The 18,456-nt window shown below is 37.9% G+C and carries 20 protein-coding genes and 1 pseudogene; 15 read left to right on the forward strand and 6 right to left on the reverse strand.

Annotated features, from left to right (window positions below; genetic code table 11):
* From LB450_RS02700 to tsaB, 4 genes are read left to right on the forward strand one after another with little or no spacing between them, the layout of a single operon-like run.
* Window positions 1-1,260, forward strand: a complete 1,260-nt coding sequence (locus tag LB450_RS02700; protein WP_224486316.1) for an ABC transporter permease — start codon at window positions 1-3, stop codon at window positions 1,258-1,260.
* 30 nt (window positions 1,261-1,290) lie between these two features.
* Window positions 1,291-2,415 carry an efflux RND transporter periplasmic adaptor subunit gene (locus tag LB450_RS02705; RefSeq protein WP_224486317.1) on the forward strand — a complete coding sequence of 375 codons (1,125 nt, stop codon included), beginning with the start codon at window positions 1,291-1,293 and terminating at the stop codon, window positions 2,413-2,415.
* Between the two features lie 3 nt (window positions 2,416-2,418).
* Complete coding sequence (locus tag LB450_RS02710) at window positions 2,419-3,861, forward strand: TolC family protein (RefSeq protein WP_224486318.1); 1,443 nt, start codon at window positions 2,419-2,421, stop codon at window positions 3,859-3,861.
* Between the two features lie 12 nt (window positions 3,862-3,873).
* Window positions 3,874-4,536, forward strand: coding sequence for a tRNA (adenosine(37)-N6)-threonylcarbamoyltransferase complex dimerization subunit type 1 TsaB (gene tsaB / locus LB450_RS02715; RefSeq protein WP_224486319.1), 663 nt, complete (start codon window positions 3,874-3,876; stop codon window positions 4,534-4,536).
* Here tsaB and LB450_RS02720 read toward each other — a convergent pair whose 3' ends face one another.
* The 3 genes from LB450_RS02720 to metG are packed head-to-tail and all read right to left on the reverse strand — an operon-like array spanning window position 4,537 to window position 8,254.
* Entirely contained in the window at window positions 4,537-5,274 is a 738-nt protein-coding gene (locus tag LB450_RS02720) for a hypothetical protein (protein WP_224486320.1), read from the reverse strand.
* A 28-nt stretch (window positions 5,275-5,302) separates the two neighbouring features.
* Window positions 5,303-6,148, reverse strand: a complete 846-nt coding sequence (locus LB450_RS02725; RefSeq protein WP_224486321.1) for a mechanosensitive ion channel family protein — start codon at window positions 6,146-6,148, stop codon at window positions 5,303-5,305.
* 36 nt (window positions 6,149-6,184) lie between these two features.
* Entirely contained in the window at window positions 6,185-8,254 is a 2,070-nt protein-coding gene (metG, locus tag LB450_RS02730) for a methionine--tRNA ligase (protein ID WP_224486322.1), read from the reverse strand.
* Between the two features lie 105 nt (window positions 8,255-8,359).
* Between metG and LB450_RS02735 the strand changes: the two genes are divergently transcribed.
* Genes LB450_RS02735 through LB450_RS13690 form a run of 3 tightly spaced genes read left to right on the forward strand, consistent with a single transcriptional unit; the run spans window position 8,360 to window position 9,003 of the window.
* On the forward strand, window positions 8,360-8,599 hold the full coding sequence (locus tag LB450_RS02735; protein ID WP_224486323.1) for a hypothetical protein: 240 nt from the start codon (window positions 8,360-8,362) through the stop codon (window positions 8,597-8,599).
* Between the two features lie 2 nt (window positions 8,600-8,601).
* Window positions 8,602-8,862: a PIN domain-containing protein gene (locus LB450_RS02740; RefSeq protein WP_224486324.1), complete on the forward strand. Its 261-nt coding sequence runs from the start codon at window positions 8,602-8,604 to the stop codon at window positions 8,860-8,862.
* A 12-nt stretch (window positions 8,863-8,874) separates the two neighbouring features.
* Complete coding sequence (locus LB450_RS13690; protein ID WP_262902898.1) at window positions 8,875-9,003, forward strand: PIN domain-containing protein; 129 nt, start codon at window positions 8,875-8,877, stop codon at window positions 9,001-9,003.
* A gap of 9 nt (window positions 9,004-9,012) precedes the next feature.
* Here the strand turns inward: LB450_RS13690 and LB450_RS13785 are convergent.
* Window positions 9,013-9,144 (reverse strand): annotated as a pseudogene (locus LB450_RS13785) (class I tRNA ligase family protein); the annotation flags it as partial.
* Between the two features lie 124 nt (window positions 9,145-9,268).
* Between LB450_RS13785 and LB450_RS02750 the strand changes: the two are divergent.
* From LB450_RS02750 to LB450_RS02780, 7 genes are all read left to right on the forward strand, one after another.
* On the forward strand, window positions 9,269-9,808 hold the full coding sequence (locus LB450_RS02750; RefSeq protein WP_224486326.1) for a hypothetical protein: 540 nt from the start codon (window positions 9,269-9,271) through the stop codon (window positions 9,806-9,808).
* A 7-nt stretch (window positions 9,809-9,815) separates the two neighbouring features.
* Window positions 9,816-10,430, forward strand: a complete 615-nt coding sequence (locus tag LB450_RS02755; RefSeq protein WP_224486327.1) for a hypothetical protein — start codon at window positions 9,816-9,818, stop codon at window positions 10,428-10,430.
* Window positions 10,431-10,693: 263 nt separating this feature from the next.
* On the forward strand, window positions 10,694-11,590 hold the full coding sequence (locus LB450_RS02760) for a S66 peptidase family protein (RefSeq protein ID WP_224486328.1): 897 nt from the start codon (window positions 10,694-10,696) through the stop codon (window positions 11,588-11,590).
* A 168-nt stretch (window positions 11,591-11,758) separates the two neighbouring features.
* Window positions 11,759-11,965 (forward strand): hypothetical protein, encoded by a 207-nt coding sequence (locus LB450_RS02765; protein WP_224486329.1) that lies wholly within the window; start codon window positions 11,759-11,761, stop codon window positions 11,963-11,965.
* A 531-nt stretch (window positions 11,966-12,496) separates the two neighbouring features.
* The gene (locus LB450_RS02770; RefSeq protein ID WP_224486330.1) at window positions 12,497-12,859 is read left to right on the forward strand and encodes a YraN family protein; all 363 of its coding nucleotides are present in this window, start codon (window positions 12,497-12,499) and stop codon (window positions 12,857-12,859) included.
* An 11-nt stretch (window positions 12,860-12,870) separates the two neighbouring features.
* Window positions 12,871-13,884: a pirin family protein gene (locus LB450_RS02775; protein ID WP_224486331.1), complete on the forward strand. Its 1,014-nt coding sequence runs from the start codon at window positions 12,871-12,873 to the stop codon at window positions 13,882-13,884.
* 180 nt (window positions 13,885-14,064) lie between these two features.
* Window positions 14,065-14,460: a hypothetical protein gene (locus tag LB450_RS02780; protein ID WP_224486332.1), complete on the forward strand. Its 396-nt coding sequence runs from the start codon at window positions 14,065-14,067 to the stop codon at window positions 14,458-14,460.
* A gap of 320 nt (window positions 14,461-14,780) precedes the next feature.
* On the opposite strand, the gene LB450_RS02785 is transcribed toward LB450_RS02780, so the two are convergent.
* Both LB450_RS02785 and LB450_RS02790 read right to left on the reverse strand, forming a co-directional pair.
* Complete coding sequence (locus tag LB450_RS02785) at window positions 14,781-16,454, reverse strand: glutamine--tRNA ligase/YqeY domain fusion protein (protein WP_224486333.1); 1,674 nt, start codon at window positions 16,452-16,454, stop codon at window positions 14,781-14,783.
* A gap of 674 nt (window positions 16,455-17,128) precedes the next feature.
* Window positions 17,129-17,845: a sulfite exporter TauE/SafE family protein gene (locus tag LB450_RS02790; RefSeq protein ID WP_224486334.1), complete on the reverse strand. Its 717-nt coding sequence runs from the start codon at window positions 17,843-17,845 to the stop codon at window positions 17,129-17,131.
* Between the two features lie 127 nt (window positions 17,846-17,972).
* On the opposite strand from LB450_RS02790, the gene LB450_RS02795 reads away from it, so the two are divergent.
* Window positions 17,973-18,398 carry an Lrp/AsnC family transcriptional regulator gene (locus tag LB450_RS02795; protein ID WP_224486335.1) on the forward strand — a complete coding sequence of 142 codons (426 nt, stop codon included), beginning with the start codon at window positions 17,973-17,975 and terminating at the stop codon, window positions 18,396-18,398.
* Window positions 18,399-18,456 lie beyond the last annotated feature (58 nt).

Below are 18,456 nucleotides of genomic sequence, written 5' to 3' on the forward strand. Positions count from 1 at the left end.
ATGTTCAGTAGAGACAAATGGAATGAGGTTATTGAGTCATTGACTTCTAATTTATTTAGAACCATATTGACAGCTTTTGGTGTGTTTTGGGGAATATTTATTCTTGTTATTCTATTAGCTGCTGGAAATGGTTTTGAAAGCGGCGTCAAGCAATTGTTTGATGGTATTTCTTCCAATTCCATGTTTATGTGGTCGCAACCCATTTCAAAATCTTATAACGGTTTACCAAAGGGACGTCGATACAATTTTGACCTGAGTGATGTCGCAGAAATAAAAAGAGATGTTGATGGATTAAAATACGTCTCTCCAAGAAATCAGTTAGGAGGCTTTGGTGGCAACAATAATGTTGTAAGAGGACTTAAAAGTGGTGCTTTTAATGTGTACGGAGATTATCCTGACATTCAGTTTCAGGAACCTATGAAGATACTTAAAGGCCGGTTTTTGAATCAAAATGACATCGAGGCAAAAAGAAAAGTAGCAGTCATAGGTGAAGGGGTTGTAAAAGGGCTATATGACTTTGATGAAGACCCTATCGGAACCTATGTCAAAGTTCAAGGAGTTAACTTTATGGTTATTGGCATCTATAAAAAGAAAGGCTTTGGCGGGGGAAATGCTGAGGAAGATCAAAAGCAAATTTATGTTCCATTCACTGCCTATTCTCAAGCCTTCAATATGGGGCAAAAGGTCGGTTGGATGGCGATTACTGCCAATGATAACAACTCTATTACTCGGTTAAAACCTCAGATTTTTGATATTATAAAAGAAAACCATGATATAGCTCCGGAAGACGATAGGGCAATAGGTAATTTTGATTTATATGAACAGTTTTCAAAAATATCAGGACTCTTTATAGCTTTAAATGCTGTAGCTTATTTTGTAGGTATATTGATATTATTATCAGGAGTCATAGGCATCAGCAATATCATGCTGATTGTAGTAAAAGAACGAACCAACGAGATAGGCGTAAGACGGGCACTAGGTGCAACCCCTTGGCAGATAAGAGGTCAGATCCTTTTTGAATCTGTTTTTCTTACTATTATAGCTGGAATGACAGGAATCGTATTTGCTACTGGAGTTTTGGCTGTCGTCAATGCGCTGTTACCTAAAGATTCTGATATGCCTTTCGCAAACCCAAGTGTTGATCTTATTACAGTTATCATCGCTTTATTAATATTAATAGTTTCCGGACTTTTGGCTGGATTCATTCCTGCACAAAACGCTATACGAGTAAAACCAGTCGATGCCTTAAGAACCGAATAAAAACAACCCTTACCTAATATAAATTTAAATATGAAAAAAGTAATCACCATCATTATTCTGCTTGTTATTGTAGTCTTATTTGGGGGATCTTTATTTTATCTCTACCAAAAAAATCAAGAAAGCCCTGAAGTTTTTAAAACTGAAGAGCCTACAAGAGAAACTATCGTGAAGAAAACAATGGCGACAGGAACGCTTATTCCAAGGGAAGAAGTGGACGTGAAACCCAATATTTCCGGAGTTATTGACAAACTCTTTGTCAAGCCAGGAGAGACTGTTGAAATTGGCGATATGATTGCTCAGCTTAAAGTGGTACCTAATATCACCAGTTTAAACTCAGCCAAAAACCAAGTAAGACAGGCTAAAATCAACCTGGCTAACGAAAAAAAAATATTTGAAAGACAGAAAGAGCTTTTTGCAAAAGGAGTGATTTCTGAAAATGACTTTGATCTGGCTAAAAACGCTTACGATAATGCTTTACAAAACCTAAAAGCTGCCGAAGAAAATTTGGAAATCATAGAGACAGGTACAACTCAGGATGCTGGAAATGCAGCAACAACGCAGATAAAAGCCAGAATATCGGGAATGATTTTAGATGTTCCTGTTGAAGTTGGGAACCAGGTCATTGAAGCCAACAACTTCAACGAGGGAACCACAATTGCGCTTATTGCAAAAACGGATGATATGATTTTTGAAGGGAAAGTTGATGAGTCTGAAGTTGGAAAAATAAAAGAAGGCCTTCCCTTAGAAATAACTGTAGGTGCCATAGAAGACAAAACCTTTAATGCTACCTTAGATTATATTTCTCCAAAAGGTACCGAAGAAAATGGAGCCGTTCAATTTGATATTGAAGGAAGCTTGAAACTCAACGACAGTGTGTTCATAAGAGCCGGGCTAAGCGCCAATGCGTCTATAATATTAGAAAGGTCTGAAGATGTCCTTGCCATAAGTGAATCTTTGGTTCAGTTTGAAAAAGAAACCAATAAACCCTTCGTGGAAGTGGAAATCGGCGAGCAGCAGTTTGAGAAAAGGATGGTAGAACTTGGTCTAAGCGATGGAATTAATGTAGAGGTTATTTCTGGAGTTAGCAAAGGAGATAAAATAAAAGTTTGGAATAGAGTTGAAGCACCTGTTGCTGGTAATCTTAGAAGAAGATAATTTATGAAAGCAATTGTTTTAGTTATAAGTATATTCTTTTTGAGTCTTCAAGCAACAGCTCAAGATAATAATGTTCCTACAAAATGGACTTTGGAGGCCTGTGTGGAGCATGCTATGGATAATAACATTTCCATAAAGCAATCCCAACTCGATCAGGAAAATGCGGACATAAGTAGAAGCGAAGCTATTGGAAATTACCTGCCAAGTTTAAATGGAAGTTTAAGCAACTCCTGGAACTCAGGTTTGACTCAAAATGTCACTACAGGAATTTTAGAAAATCAAACCGTAAGGAATCTTTCTGCCAATGCTACCGTAGGATTGACCTTATTTGACGGATTAAGAAATCTAAGAACTTTTCAAAGAGCTAAATTAGAAAAACTTGCAAGTCAATATTCTTTACAGTTGATGAAAGATGATATTGCACTATTTGTCGCCAATTCGTATTTGCAAATCCTGGTCAACAAACAGCAGCTTGAAGTCCTTAATGAGCAAAACAAGACCACCAAAGAGCAAATAGAGTTGACTAGAAAAACTGTGGAAGTGGGAACAGCCCCGGAGGGTGACCTTCTTGAAATTCAAGCTACCGATGCAGACGAAGAACAGCAGATTGTAGTTGCTCAAAACAATTTAAGAATATCAAAAATAAGTTTGTCTCAAACGCTCTTGATTGAAGATTATCAAAATTTTGATATTGCTGACGAGGAGTACGACATTCCTCTCACAGACATTTTATCTAAAACTCCAGAAGAGATAGTTGAAAAGGCTAAACAGGAACGCTACGAAGTTAAAGTTGCTGAGCAGGATTTGGAAATAGCTGAAAAAGACATTGAAATTTCAAGAAGTCAGTTATACCCAACTTTGAATGGTTTTGTCAACTATAACACCAGAGAGTCAGACAGAGGAAGAACTGTAGGTGGTGGTATAGATCCGAACGATCCCACTCGAGAAATTGGTATAGTGGAAGCCACTGGTCAAGCCGTAATTGCGCCGAATTTTAGAATAGAAACGGCAGGTCCAAGTAGTTTCTTTGACCAATTAGCTAGAAATGATGGTTACACCTATGGACTGCAAGTCAACATCCCTGTTTTCAACGGCTTTGCGACGCGTAATCAAATAAAAAGAAGAGAAGTTGTTGCAAAAAGAGCTGAATTCCAACTGGAGCAAACCGAATTGGATCTTGAAGCCAACGTATACCAGGCTTATGTGGATGCCCAGGGAGCAGCCAAAGCTTATGAAGCTGCTCAGAAGGCTGTGGAGTCACAAAAACTGGCTTTTGAATATGCTCAACAGCGTTTTGAAGTTGGCGTCTCCAATGCCTTTGAATTGAGCCAGTCGAAATTTAGACTGACCAATGCACAAAACCGATTAATCAATGCAAAATACGATTACATATTCAATATAAAAGTTTTAGAATTGTACTTCGGAATTAGAGTTGTTGAGTATTAAAAATAAAAACCTTTGAGTAATATAATCCTTTGTTTAGAAACCTCCACGACCAATTGCTCAGTATGCATAGGTCGTGGAAGTTCTATTTTAACTTCAAAAGAAATCAACAGCGAGAATTTTTCACATTCTGAGCAGTTGCACGGTTTTATCATCGAATTATTAACTCAGAAAAAATTAACACCTAAAGATGTAGATGCCGTTTCTATTAGCAAAGGTCCTGGATCCTATACAGGTTTAAGAATAGGCGTTTCGGCAGCAAAAGGTCTGGCCTTCGCTTTAGATATCCCATTGATTTCAGTGTCTACTTTACTCTGTCTAGCTAAACAAATAAATATAAAGGAGGGCTTAATTGTCCCCATGTTGGATGCAAGGCGAATGGAAGTGTATTCTGAAGTTTTAGATGCTGACTTTACTTCTAAAAGAGAAATCAAAGCTGAAATTTTGGATGAGCATTCTTTTCAAAAGGAATTGAAATTGGGCAAAGTCCATTTTATAGGAAGTGGTGTTGAAAAGTTTGAGGGCATTTGCAATCATCCCAATGCTGTATTTCATCATAAAAAACTTCCGTCTGCCCAAGAACAATTTTTTATAGCAAAACGGAAGTATGATGAAAAAATCTTTGAGGATGTGGCCTACTTTGAACCATTTTACCTCAAAGATTTTGTGAGTAAGTAATTACTTATTTAATAATGAGTTGTAATGAGATATAATTTCAATCATTTGATTTTCTATTTCAGCATCATCACCTCTTAACTTATAGTTTTTTGATTTCATAAAATCTTTCATTTCAGATTTTAGATTTGAATCAAATGAATCAAGGATTCTTCTTCTGTGATCATCTAATTCGATAAAATCCTTAGTGATGTTTTTAGAAATAAAATAGTGTATATCAGTATCTAACCTTGCAGGCTTATCAGTGTCATAAGAAGTTTTAGCTTCTTTTGGTGGAGTAAAATTTTGAGTGTATCGCTTATAAAGATTGTAACCATCATTTTCGCTTTCTAATAACAAAAACACATAGCCGTTATCCTTTTCTTGAAAAAGTTTATTGTTTAATACAAGATTTACTTTTATTCCATCATAGATAAACTCATAATTAGAAGATCTTTTTAGTGCCAAAGTTTTATCCTCATTTAAGTTGGGTCTAATTTCAAATTTATCCTGGAAAATACTATACCTTAAATGAGTATTTACAATCTGATTATTAACTGTTTCGATAATTTTACCATTTTTAAAATTATCATCCAAATATGGAGATCCAATAATATCATCAATGTCTATAAAACCAGACTTTGTATTAAGTGAATTGTAAGTGTTCACACTCTGAAGATCTGATGGATTAAATTCAATACCTATTTGTGCATTAAGTGATACACAAAATAAAATCAACGATAGTCTTATTATTTTTTTCATAATTATTTTTTATAAGTCAGTTCAAATATTATGCCTTTTCTTTACTCATATCGAATAAGTGGACATCTCTCTGTGGGAAAGGGAAGGATACCCCTGCATCTTCAAGTTCAATTTTAAGTTTTTCCATCGTCTCAAAATGCAACCCCCAGTAATCTTCTCTTTTTGCCCAAAACCTCAAGGATAAGTTTACCGAATTATCACCCAAACCAGCTACAAAAACAACGGGCTCAGGATCTTTTAGGGTTCGCTCATCAGAATTGACAATATTTAATAAAACCTCTCTGGCTTTTTTGATATCACTGTCATAAGAAATACCAACAGTCATTGAGTTTTTTCGTAAAGGCTCAAAAGAGTAATTGGTTACTTTATTATTAGAGAGCTGTCCGTTAGGAATCACCACTCTTTGATTATTAAACGTGGTTAAGTAGGTGTAAAATATAGTGATTTCTTCTACTGTACCAGATTCACCTTGCGCATCTATAAAGTCTCCAACTCGGAAAGGTTTCAATAAAATAATTAAAACTCCTCCTGCAAAGTTGGATAAAGAGCCCTGTAATGCCAAACCAATGGCTAAACCCGCGGCAGCTAAAATCGCTGCAAAAGAGGTGGTTTCGACTCCCAGTTTTGTAATCACAATAATGAAAAGTAAAATCTTAAGAATGATTCCAAGAATGCTTAATGTAAACCCCCTTACTCCTGGATCCACTTCACGCTTCTCCATTACTTTTCTGATGCGGCCAATGATTAATTTAATGATCCAAAACCCAAGAACAAGTATAACCAGCGCAGCAATGACGCTTGGCAAATAAGAAATTATTTTGTCTAAAAAAGAGTTGGCCAATTCACCAACACTATCAATTGAAATGTCTTCCACAGCTAAAAATTTATATTTTGAACCATAAATATATAATTAATTTATGATTGTACCATTTGAGACTGATTCATCAGAATCAGGATTTAAAAAAGTCAATTTTCCTGAAGCATCCTGCGTCATCAAAATCATACCTTCACTCAAAGTCCCTTTCAGCTTGATAGGCTTTAGATTGATCACCACACTCACTCTTTGACCGATCAATTCTTCAGGCTTATAGTGTTCTGCAATTCCGGAAACAATAGTTCTTTCGTCCAGTCCGGTATCCACTTTAAGCACCATCAATTTTTTAGTTTTTGGTTTTTTCTCTGCAGAAATGATAGTTCCCACCCTCAAATCCAGTTTTGAAAAGTCTTCAAAAGTAGCTTCTTCTTTTTGAGGTTCTATTTTGGTTTCCTCTTCCAGACTTGATGCTTTGGACGCTTCAAGCTTATCGATTTGCTTTTGAATCTCTTCATCTTCAATTTTACTGAATAAAAATTCAGCTAAACTGATGTGATGCCCTGTAGGAATTAATTCATCTAATTTAGAAATGTCTCCCCACAACAACGGATGTGAAAATGACTCAAAATTCAACATGGTTTTAAGCTTCTGAGCTGTAAACGGCACAAAAGGCTCACTGATGACTGCCAAAGCTCCAGCGACCTGCAGGGCCACATACATGATGGTGGCTGTGCGTTCCGGATCGGTTTTCTGAAGCTTCCACGGCTCTTCGTCAGCTAAATATTTGTTGCCCAATCGCGCTAAATTCATCATCACGCTCTGAGCTTCACGGAAACGGTACTTTTCAATAGAATTGGCGATGCTTTGCGGAAAGGTTTTAATCTCGCTTAGGACTTTTAAATCGGTCTCGGTAAACTCGGAAGCTTTGGGCACCATGCCTTCGTAATACTTATTGGTCAACACCACTACTCTGTTGATGAAGTTGCCGTAAATAGCCACCAACTCGCTGTTGTTTCGAGTTTGAAAATCCTTCCAGGTGAAATCGTTGTCTTTGGTTTCAGGTGCGTTAGCGGTGAGCACATACCTCAGCACATCTTCTTTACCTGAAAAGTCTTCCAGGTATTCATGCAGCCAAACCGCCCAGTTTCTGGAAGTTGATAATTTTCTGCCTTCCAGATTCAAAAATTCATTGGCGGGTACGTTGTCCGGCAAGATGTAACTGCCTTCCGCTTTGAGCATGACCGGGAAAATGATGCAGTGAAAGACGATATTGTCTTTCCCAATAAAATGTACCAGTTTGGTGTCTTCGTCTTTCCAGTAGGGCTCCCAGTCTTTGCCTTCTCGCTCTGCCCATTCTTTGGTTGAAGAAATATAACCGATGGGTGCATCAAACCAGACGTAAAGCACTTTGCCTTCGCCGCCTTCCACGGGAACAGGAATACCCCAGTCCAAATCTCTGGTCACCGCTCTGGCGCGTAAGCCTTCATCAATCCAGGATTTACACTGACCGTAAACATTGGATTTCCAGTCTTTTTTGTGGCCTTTTATGATCCAATCTTTTAAAAATTCATCGTATTGGTCTAAAGGTAAAAACCAGTGTTTTGTTGATTTCAAGGTTGGCACATCACCTGTAATCGCTGACTTGGGATTGATTAAATCTGTTGCGTTAAGCGACGAACCGCACTTTTCACACTGGTCACCGTAGGCTTCTTCATTGCCACATTTTGGACAAGTTCCCGTGACAAAACGATCGGCCAAAAACTGATCGGCTTTAGCATCATACAATTGCTCAGTGGTTTCTTCAATGAATTTGTCATTGTCATACATATTCTGAAAAAACTCCGTGGCGGTGTCGTGATGCACTTTAGCTGAAGTTCTGGAATAATTATCAAATTGAATTCCAAAGTCCTGAAAGGATTGCTTAATAATGGCATCATACTTATCGACCACATCCTGTGGGCTCACGCCTTCTTTCTTCGCTTTGATGGTAATGGGAACGCCGTGCTCATCACTACCACAAACGAAGATCACATCTTCGCCCTTTAATTTTAGGTAACGCGTGTAAATATCTGCAGGTACATAAACGCCCGCCAAATGACCAATGTGAATAGGGCCATTGGTATATGGCAAAGCAGCCGTAATCGTATATCTTTTTGGATTTTTCATAAACTAAATTATTGACCACAAATGTAATAAACGCTGTTACATTAAAAGACCTAAGGATTGAGCATAATATCAGTTTATAGAAAAATAGTATATTTGAAATAAAAGATGACTTTAACAGAACGACATATAATTGATACCTATTCAAAACTTTTTGAAGGTTTAAATCCATTGACTAAAATTGAACTCATTGAAAAGCTTACCAAGTCATTAAAGAAAGAAAAAAAATCTAAAGAGAATGATTTTTATAAGTCTTTTGGAGCATTCGAATCTGATAAATCTGCTGAAGAAATGATTAAGGACATACGTGAAAGCAGAAAATTCAGAACAAAAGATTTGAGTTTTTAAATATGCAGTATTTACTTGATACAAGCATTTGTGTTTTCTACTTGCGTGGTTTATTAAATCTTGACCAGGTTATTAAAGAAAAAGAACTTGAAAACTGCTACATATCAGAGATTACAGTTTTCGAATTGAGATTTGGTGCTGAGAATAGTATAGACCAGAAAAAATCTCACAAAGCTGTTGACAAATTTATTCAAGGCCTGTCTATAATTCCGATTTATGGTTGTGCCAAAAAATATGCAGAATATAAAGTAAAATTAAGTTAAAACGGAACACCAATGCATAATGAATTTGATTTGTTGATTGGGGTTACGGCTTTAGAAAATGAGTTGACTTTAGTGACAGATAACACAAAAGATTTTAAATATTTCGATGGTTTAAATCTTGAAAATTGGCATTTGAGATAAAAACACTTCCACAAAAAGCACATCTTCACCTTTCAACTTAAGGTAACGTGTGTAAATATCTGCTGGCACATAAACGCCCGTCAAATAACCTATATGTATAGGACAAGGCGGCGTAATGGTATAAGGTTTTGGGTTTTTAATAGTATCAATTCTTAACCACAAATGTAATAAACGCTGTTACATTAAAAGACAAAGGATATTGTATAATATCATTGCAAAAAACTTTCAAGTATATATATATTTGAGCTTAACTAAAATATCTTTTATGAAAATTACTCACAAAACACTGCTCATAACAATTGTTTCGACCTTGATTTTGTCATGTAGCAGCGATGATGACCAGCCAACACCAGAAGAAACTCAGAACGTACTTAAAATAAATAATCAAGAATTCGAGCTCAAAACAGGATTCTATCAAATTTCGCAGGTTCAAGAAGATCTTTATGCATTTGGTGTCATTTTATACGATACCGAGGTGATAGTTTCAAACGGTGAAGCTATGCCAGAAAATAACACATTCAATGGTATCGCATTTGAAATAAACATCGATAATAGTGACAAGCCAGAACCTGGTGAATATCTTTTTACGGGAACGGAAAACCCAGGAGTAAATGCAATTACAGACGCTTTTACAATATCTGGAAATGCTGAAACTACTTCAGGTGAACTTATTGAAATAGAAGTTGCAAGACTTCAAGTCATTGAAAGTAGCGAAGAATACCAATTTGAAATGACTGCCATAGATGAAGAAGATAGTGAAATTGAAGTTCGTTTCCGTGGAGAATTAGAGCTTATAACAAATTAAACCTCCTATGATGAAAGTTACTTTGACCTCCATTCTTTTGCTATTCTTAATCTTCAAAATTTCAGCACAAGATCAAAATACGACTTCTCAAGTAAGCGTTGAAAAATCTATATATGGCATTCAAGCTGGGTTTTTGGGTTCTTGGTTGTATAATGAAAGTCGGCTTTCAGATGAATTTGCTTTGCGTAGCCAAGTCGGTTTTGATTTTAGAATTGAAGGAGTAAGAGAATTTGAATCTTTTGGGCCTAATGAAGATTTTTATGGTATTCTTCACTTGAGTTTAGAGCCTAGATGGTATTACAACTTGGTGAAAAGAGCAAAGAAAGGAAAGACTATAGATAGGAATAGCGGGAATTTTATTGCTCTCTTAGCATCAACAAATTTAGAAAGTGTCTCTTTTACAACTAATGATAGGATACAAAGTTTGGATCAAATAAGATTCGTTCCTAAATGGGGAATTCGCAGAAGCCTAGGTAAACATTTTAATTATGAAGCTGGTTTTGGTTTTGGCTACGCATTCTTTTTAAATAACACGGAAAGAACTGGCTTTTTTCCATTTAGAGATGAAAGAAATAGTGATTTCACAGTCGACATTCACTTAAGAATCGGCTTGGATTTATAGGAATTGATTATTTTGTAATTAATCAATACCGAAAAGGTTTTCATTTACTAGATATAAATAATTTTTTATCAGCATCCTGCTTTTGTTTTTCACGCCAAGACCGCTAAGATTTTCGCAAAGCACGCGAATTTATATATTTCTGGTTATCAATTATTTATGCAGCTTTGCGTTTTCTCTTTGCGAACTTCGCGTGAAGTAAAACTTTTTTTAATATTTAAAATAGACTGATTAATTATATTATTTTTAATCTTACAAATTCAACCATGATCCAACCTCCTCCACTTCAAACAGGTGACAAAGTCGCTATCATAGCCTCTGCTAGAAGCATTACAGAAAAAGACCTGCAACCTGCGATTGACTTATTAAAAACCTGGGGATTGACACCTGTTTTGGGGTCAAGCATTGGTTTACAGGAGCATCAGTTTGCGGGCAGCGATAAAGAGCGGGCTGAAGATTTTCAAAATCAGATCAACGATCCCGACATCAAAGCGGTCTGGTTTGCCAAAGGTGGTTATGGTTCGATCCGCCTTTTAGATCTGGTTGATTTTTCAAAGCTTAAAACGCAACCTAAATGGATCATCGGCTATTCAGATGTCACTGCGATTCACCTTCACTTGCAAAGCATGGGTATTGCCAGTCTTCATGCACAAATGGCTTCTGCTATCGAGACCCGATCTGCTTCCACTTCAGGTGAACTTAAGAAGGTACTGTTTGGCGAAAAGCTTCAGATCGACTATGCCTCCAGACATCCGAATCAGGTGAACGGCGAAGTTAAGGCTGAAGTCATAGGTGGAAACTTATCGGTAGTATATTCAGCAATAGGAAGTAAAAGCATGCCGAGTTTTAAAAACAAAATTTTATTTCTCGAAGACCTTGATGAATACCTTTACCACATTGATAGGATGATGCAAAACCTGAAACGAAGTGGGCTGCTGAGTCAGATTTCCGGACTGATTGTGGGTGGAATGACCGACATGAATGATAATACTGTTCCCTTTGGCAAAACGGCAGAAGACATCATTTTTGAAGCGGTGAAAAACCTCAATATTCCTGTGGCTTTTAACTTTCCCGCAGGCCATGTGGAGACGAATTTGCCTGTCATGTTTGGCAAAACGGCTCAGCTTAGTGTTACTTCTGACAAGGTAAGCTTAGTGTTCTGAACTAAATTGACTGCGAATGAAGGCTTTGGCACATCATCAATGCTGAATAAGCTGATGGGGGTGAAGCTTTAATACACCATCCTAACCTATTGAATAATAAAACTTTAAAGCTCACTGTTAATTGAAAATTAGCAATACCTTTCGGCCTGTAAACTCTTAAACACTATGATGAAAAATTTAATGTTAGTACTGGTTCTTCTGTTTTCAACAAGTATAATGTTGACCTCCTGTCGGGACACTAAAACTGAAACCAAAGAAGTAAAGGTTGAAACTGCAGAATCCAAAGGTGCTGTAGAACGTGCTGGAGAAAAAGTGGATTCTAAAGTCAATGACGAAATCGACAAAGCCATTGATAAAATCGATAACGAGGAGTAATCTTCATAAGCTCGAACAGTTTGTTCGAGCTTTTTTTTATTAAACAGTTCACTACAACACTATTTTTCAAAAAAACACTCCTTAGAATTATGTTGATATCTCTAAACCTCCTGAGATTAATTCCCTCTACAATTTCTCAAGATTTCATTTTTCGTAACTAATCAGTATCAAAAAGCTTCTCATTTACCAGATATAAATAAACTATTATCAACATCTTGCATATGTTTTTCACGCCAAGACCACAAAGCTTTTCGCAAAGGACGCAAATTTATATAGTGATGGTATTCAACAATTTGCGTAGCTAGGCGTTTTATTTTTGCGAACTCTGTCTGCAGAAGTTACACACAGGCAGGCCTGCCTGCCAATGGCACGAAGGCAGGTTGTCGTGAAGTAAAGCTTTGATTTTCAATGTTTAAAATTGACTGATTAGTTACCATTTATTTAAGTCTGAAGTGAAGCCAACCTACAAACTACTAGAATACTAATTTATCTTTAAGTATCTTAGAGTTAAATTTAAGTGTTGTAATAGCCATGGCACAGCATAACGAATTAGGTAAAAGCGGCGAAAAAGACGCGGTCAATTTCCTTCGAAACAAGGGTTATGCCATCCTGGAAACCAATTATGTTTACGATAAAGCTGAAGTCGATATCATTGCCAGATCCGGTGAGTATCTGGTGGTCGTGGAAGTGAAAACCAGGAGTACCACAGAATTTGGAGATCCACAGGATTTTTTAAAGCCCGCACAAATCAAACGCCTGGTTAAGGCTGTGGATTATTACATCAATGAAAAGCATCTGGACCTGGAGGTGCGCTTTGATATTGTGGCCATAATTAAAAATAATTTAGGAAAACGTATAGAACATCTTGAAGATGCTTTTTATTACTTTGAATAAAATTTGACGCTATGAGTAAGCCCATTTTAAAAATAAAAGAACTCGGCTTCCATTGGGAAACCAAAGACCCCTTTATGTTTTGCGCCTTTCACCAGGACCAGTTTCCTAAAGGCGAAGCCAACAAAGGACCGTCTAAAGAAGCTTTGAAAGGTCGATTTCTTGGCAACGATTTTCAGAAAAAAGACGGCTGGAGAATGTATCACGGGCAGGAAGTACCGGGATTCCCTTACCATCCACACGCCGGTTTTGAAACCATCACTCTGGTAGAACAGGGCTATGCCGATCACTCTGATTCTATGGGTGCCAAAGGACGTTTTGGCGAAGGCGATGCGCAGTGGATGACCGCCGGCAAAGGCGTTTTGCATTCTGAAATGTTTCCGCTGGTGCATCAGGACAAAGAAAATCCATTGTTGTTGTTTCAGATTTGGCTGAACTTACCCAGGCGATCCAAAAAAGCAGAGCCGCATTACAAGATGCTTTGGCATGAGGATATTCCCATCGTTGAAGAACAAGATGAGAACGGAAAAGCTATCAAAGTCAAGGTAATCGCCGGAAATTATAAGTCAAATAAAGCCTTGAACCCAACTCCAGATTCGCTGGCGGCAGATGATAAAAACGACATACAGGTGTGGAGAATCACATTAGAAGCTGGAGCTGAGTTTACACTCCCTGCCGGGGATGCCGAGAGTAACCGCGTTTTGTTTTTTTATGAAGGTGAAGAATTAAAAACAGAAGGCTTTGAAATCCCTAAAGGACATTCGTTAGACCTGGATGCATCACAAGAATTGAGATTAGTCAACGGCACTAAAAAAGCTGAACTGCTTTTGCTACAGGGCAAACCCATCAACGAACCTGTAGTTCAACAAGGACCGTTTGTAGCCAATACCCGAGAAGAAATGAATGGCATCATCGGTGAATACCAGCGTACCCATTTTGGCGGATGGCCCTGGCCAAAAGCAGAATTTACTCATGGTGATAAAGGCCGGTTTGCTTTGTTTGCGGATGGGACTTTGGTGGAGAAGTAGGCCTCACCCGAAACTGCCTTTTTAAGGTAGTTCTGGTCTTATGCATTTCTCTCGCTCCGCTCGTCGGATGCAAGAGGAGAGGTATTACAAATACTCCGAAGCAAAGCCATCGGAATATCTCTCAAATTTGAATTATATTTCTTTTACAGCACAAAAGCTCCATGAATTAAACCATTTATTATGAAAAAAATATTTCTTCTGCTTATTTGCTTTAGTTTACTATCCTGTGTAGATTTATTTCTGGACGATGATATCAATTATCCGGATACTGGAGAACCCGTCACTTCTTTTCAAATCAATGTTGGTAATAACTCAGCAGGAGGTAACAATAGCGTTGAATCAAGCTTAGGAACCTATCGCGAGGACCAAAGCGCAAGCTTTAAGTTACAGGCGCAGCATTACCAAATCAGTAAACTAGAACGAAATCAGGACACCGGAGAAATTATTTACATATACCAGCCTCAACAAGCTTATGTTGGAGAAGACTATGTCGAAATACTTGCTCCAACCGATAGCAATGGAAATCGAGTGTTTGAAAGTAAGGTGTTTGAATTTCAAATCAACGTGGGTAATTGAAGAGTTAAATGGGTTAACGTGATTTAATCGGCCTATCAAAAAAAATATTTAAAATCAAGGAAGCAGGAAGGCTAAAAGATGAAAATCTGTTTAAGACCGCCATCAGGCGGTTGAGTTATTTTTCATCTGTGGAAGGGGATTCCGTACGATTTTTTTATATTTTTTTTGTAAGCCTAGACTTTTTTGTTTCTTTTTTGGGCGATGCAAAAAAGAAAAAGAGCATTAAAAAAATGCAATAAATTACAAAATGACAAAGCGAGATGAGAGTCTCGCTTTTTTTTTACCAATTTAACTTCAAAACGAAGCTTAATTAAATTGAATTACTTATTCTTCCAGTTATCTCTCAGCGTCACGGTCCTGTTAAAAACCAGGTTGTCCTCCGTTGAATCCCTGTCCACACAGAAATACCCAATACGTTGAAACTGGAATTTATCTTCAGTCTTCGCCGATTTTAAATAGGGCTCTACATAAGCTTTACTGACTTCCAAAGACTGAGGATTAACAAAATCTAAAAAGTCTTTCTCCTTATCGGCAGTAGGATCTTCGACGCTAAACAACCTGTCGTAAAGTCTCACCTCAGCTTCCACAGCATGTGGAATCGATACCCAGTGCAGCGTCCCTTTCACTTTACGCTGAGAGGCTTCGGTGCCGCTTCCACTTTTACTTTCAGTATCATACGTACAGTGTACTTCCAGAACTTTTCCGTTTTCGTCTTTTACAACGTCTTCGGCTTTAATGATGTAAGCGTTTTTCAATCGAACTTCCTTGCCCAGTTTCAAACGGAAAAACTTTCGGTTGGCTTCTTCTCTAAAATCTTCTTGCTCGATGTACAATTCTCTGGAAAAAGGAACCTCGTGTTCACCTGCAGATTCGTCTTCAGGATTGTTTTCGGCTACTAGCCACTCCTCTTGTCCTTCAGGATAATTGGTAATCACCACTTTCAAAGGATCCATCACCCCCATCACTCGAGGAGCTTTTTTATTGAGATCATCTCTCACACAAAACTCCAGGTGAGCGACATCTATCATATTCTCTCGTTTGCCAATGCCGATGCTGTCTGCAAAGGTTCTAATCGACTCTGGCGTATACCCCCGTCTTCTCAATCCGGAAATGGTTGGCATCCGGGGATCATCCCAGGAACTCACGATCTTTTGTTCTACAAGCTCGGCCAGCTTTCGTTTACTTACCACGGTATGGCTCAAGTTTCTTCTGGCAAATTCACGTTGTTTTGGGACCAATTCACCGGGCTTGCTCACGCGCTCTACAAACCAGTTGTAAAGTTCGCGGTGTGGCAAAAATTCCAGCGTACAAAACGAATGCGACACCGATTCGATAAAGTCAGATTCTCCATGCGCCCAGTCGTACATCGGGTAAATCATCCAGTCGTTTCCTGTGCGGTGGTGGGCTTTGTGCAGACACCTGTACATCACAGGATCCCGCATAATCATATTGGGCGAAGCCATATCAATTTTAGCACGGAGAACATGGGCTTTTTCACCCGTCTCTCCATTTTTCATGGCTTCAAAAAGTTCTAAGTTTTCTTCAACTGAGCGATTTTGATAAGGACTCGCTGTTCCAGGTTGCGTTGGAGTTCCTTTTTGAGAAGCGATGTCTTCAGAAGACTGACTGTCCACATAAGCATCTCCAGCCTTAATCAACTCCACCGCCCAGTCATATAACTGCTGAAAATAGTCTGATGCATAGCATTCCTGCGCCCATTCAAAGCCAAGCCACTTTACATCGCTTTTGATGGAATCCACATACACCGTCTCTTCTTTTAGCGGGTTGGTATCATCAAATCTTAAATTGACGGGAGCATTGTACTTCAGGCCCAAACCAAAGTTCAGGCAAATAGACGAGGCGTGTCCAATATGCAAAAACCCATTAGGTTCCGGCGGGAAGCGAAATTTCAAATCGCTTACGGTATAGTTGGTTTTCAAATCCTCTTCAATGATTTGCTCAATGAAATTCAAAGATTTTTTCTCTTCAGACATAATTCAAATTTAAGATACAAATTTACTCAAATTCACGATGCCATAAAGAATAGGCGGAATAAGATTTTTATGGATTTCTTTTGATTTTGGGTTTCGATAGATTAAAGGAGCAGAATAGGTTAGCTTAAAAGAAAGAAATTACCTCAACCACTCCCTTGGGCTTTAGTTTCTACTGAAGGTTTTAAGATAGAATTTAAAGGTTTTTGACTGAGTTGAACTCAGACTTTAGATATAAAGTAACTCATCTGTATCAAAAACATAATTAGCATTTTGCATATATTTTTCACGCAAAGACCGCTAAGCTTTTCGCGAAGGACGTGAATTTATAGAGTTATGACTATCAACAATTTGCGTGGCTTTGCGTTTTTTCTTTGCGAATCCTGTCTGCAGAAGTTAGACACAGGCAGGCCTGCCTGCCAATGGCACGAAGGCAGGTTCGCGTGAAGTAAAACTTTGATTTTCTGTGTTTAAAACAAACGGATTGGTTACGAAAACCAATTAAGCTTTTGTTAGCAAAAGTCATTGAAATAAATAATTTAATCCCTAGACCTCACAGTCCCCAAAGCTTTGTGGACTGTGAGGTCTTTTTAAGTTCCCTAGCTAAGCGAAAGATTGAAAGCCAGGACTTATTAAATTTTGTTACTATCAAAGCTTTTAACTTAGGTAGTTAAGTACTAAAAAATTAAGGCCAATCCTGAAAGGGATAAAATAAACAACAATATTCTCTTGAACTGGACTTCATTGATTTTTGGGAAGAATTTTATGCCCAGAAATTGAGCTAAAAAGAAGACAGGAAGAACAATCAAGCTCATTTGCAGGTGCTGCAGGTTAAGAGCACCACTGATGCTCAAAGCAGGAATCCGTATGAGCGTGATTAAAGCTAGCACGCCTATCATAGTTGCTCTAAAGGTTTTTGCTTCCTTCACTGTGTTTTTCACACTGATCACATAAAGCGGACCGCCAGTAGAAAAAACACCCGAGAAAAATCCGCCCATCACCCCAAAGGTCCAGTTGGTTTTTTTACCCAGAGCCAACTCTTTCCTTCCAAAAAGTACATACCCAACATACAAAAGGATAAAAACACCCAGTCCTGTTTGCAAAATGGAAGGTTTTGAATAGGTGAGCACTACAATTCCCAGGACAACCCCTATCAGGGAAGCAAGCGTAAGTCTTACAATGGTATCTTTATCGATGTTGCGCCATTCCCTGTAAACCATATAAGAGCTTGAGAATAAATAAAAGATGGAGACAAAGGCGATAGCATCCGGTAATTTTACAGCAAAAAGAAGAATAGGCAAGGCTACCAAAGACCCGGCAAAACCGACTAAAGACTGAATAAAAAACCCGCAAAATATCGCAATGGCGAGGATAATCAAGACGTATAATTCCAAGGTTCCTTTCTTTTTTATGAAGGTGCAAACTTAACTTATCGTCATAATTTTTTAAAAACGAATCAATGGTTAAGCAAATCAATTATCACATAAAAAATGTATTTTTGGATAAATAAGACACTTTTTAATGGCAGATGACATAGATTTCAAAATAATCGATATCTTAAAAGTAAATTCCAGGCTTTCTTACGCAGAAATCGGTAAGCAAATATTCCTCTCCCCGTCATCCGTCAGAGAACGAGTCAAAAAGATGGAAGATTCAGGATTGATCAAAGGCTACACGCTTCGGCTTGATCAACGTCTCATGGGCAATAATCTGGAAGCTTTTATCATGCTAAAAATCTTTAGCGGCAAGCTCAAAGCAGCTTTGGTAGAGATTGAATCTTACCCCGAAGTCAAGGAAGCTTTTAGAATAACGGGGCAACATAATTTATATATCAGGATAGCACTAAAAGACCAGCTCCACCTTCAACAGTTTATAGATAAGCTGGTAAATTTTGGCGAACCCACCACCCATTTGATTCTCTCCAGGATTGGAAAAGAAAACTTCTGATTTTGGGTTTCGATAAATTAATGAGTAGAACAAGGTAGTTTAAAAAAAATTATCTTAA

Source organism: Psychroflexus curvus, from assembly GCF_020164585.1.
Taxonomy (GTDB): domain Bacteria; phylum Bacteroidota; class Bacteroidia; order Flavobacteriales; family Flavobacteriaceae; genus Psychroflexus; species Psychroflexus curvus.

Coding starts and splice junctions, on each gene's coding strand:
- LB450_RS02700 (WP_224486316.1), top strand. CDS start 1: ATGTTCAGTAGAGACAAATGGAATGAGGTTATTGAGTCATTGACTTCT.
- LB450_RS02705 (WP_224486317.1), top strand. CDS start 1,291: ATGAAAAAAGTAATCACCATCATTATTCTGCTTGTTATTGTAGTCTTA.
- LB450_RS02710 (WP_224486318.1), top strand. CDS start 2,419: ATGAAAGCAATTGTTTTAGTTATAAGTATATTCTTTTTGAGTCTTCAA.
- LB450_RS02720 (WP_224486320.1), bottom strand. CDS start 5,274: ATGAAAAAAATAATAAGACTATCGTTGATTTTATTTTGTGTATCACTT.
- metG (WP_224486322.1), bottom strand. CDS start 8,254: ATGAAAAATCCAAAAAGATATACGATTACGGCTGCTTTGCCATATACC.
- LB450_RS02735 (WP_224486323.1), top strand. CDS start 8,360: ATGACTTTAACAGAACGACATATAATTGATACCTATTCAAAACTTTTT.
- LB450_RS02740 (WP_224486324.1), top strand. CDS start 8,602: ATGCAGTATTTACTTGATACAAGCATTTGTGTTTTCTACTTGCGTGGT.
- LB450_RS13690 (WP_262902898.1), top strand. CDS start 8,875: ATGCATAATGAATTTGATTTGTTGATTGGGGTTACGGCTTTAGAAAAT.
- LB450_RS02750 (WP_224486326.1), top strand. CDS start 9,269: ATGAAAATTACTCACAAAACACTGCTCATAACAATTGTTTCGACCTTG.
- LB450_RS02755 (WP_224486327.1), top strand. CDS start 9,816: ATGATGAAAGTTACTTTGACCTCCATTCTTTTGCTATTCTTAATCTTC.
- LB450_RS02760 (WP_224486328.1), top strand. CDS start 10,694: ATGATCCAACCTCCTCCACTTCAAACAGGTGACAAAGTCGCTATCATA.
- LB450_RS02765 (WP_224486329.1), top strand. CDS start 11,759: ATGAAAAATTTAATGTTAGTACTGGTTCTTCTGTTTTCAACAAGTATA.
- LB450_RS02770 (WP_224486330.1), top strand. CDS start 12,497: ATGGCACAGCATAACGAATTAGGTAAAAGCGGCGAAAAAGACGCGGTC.
- LB450_RS02775 (WP_224486331.1), top strand. CDS start 12,871: ATGAGTAAGCCCATTTTAAAAATAAAAGAACTCGGCTTCCATTGGGAA.
- LB450_RS02780 (WP_224486332.1), top strand. CDS start 14,065: ATGAAAAAAATATTTCTTCTGCTTATTTGCTTTAGTTTACTATCCTGT.
- LB450_RS02785 (WP_224486333.1), bottom strand. CDS start 16,454: ATGTCTGAAGAGAAAAAATCTTTGAATTTCATTGAGCAAATCATTGAA.
- LB450_RS02795 (WP_224486335.1), top strand. CDS start 17,973: ATGGCAGATGACATAGATTTCAAAATAATCGATATCTTAAAAGTAAAT.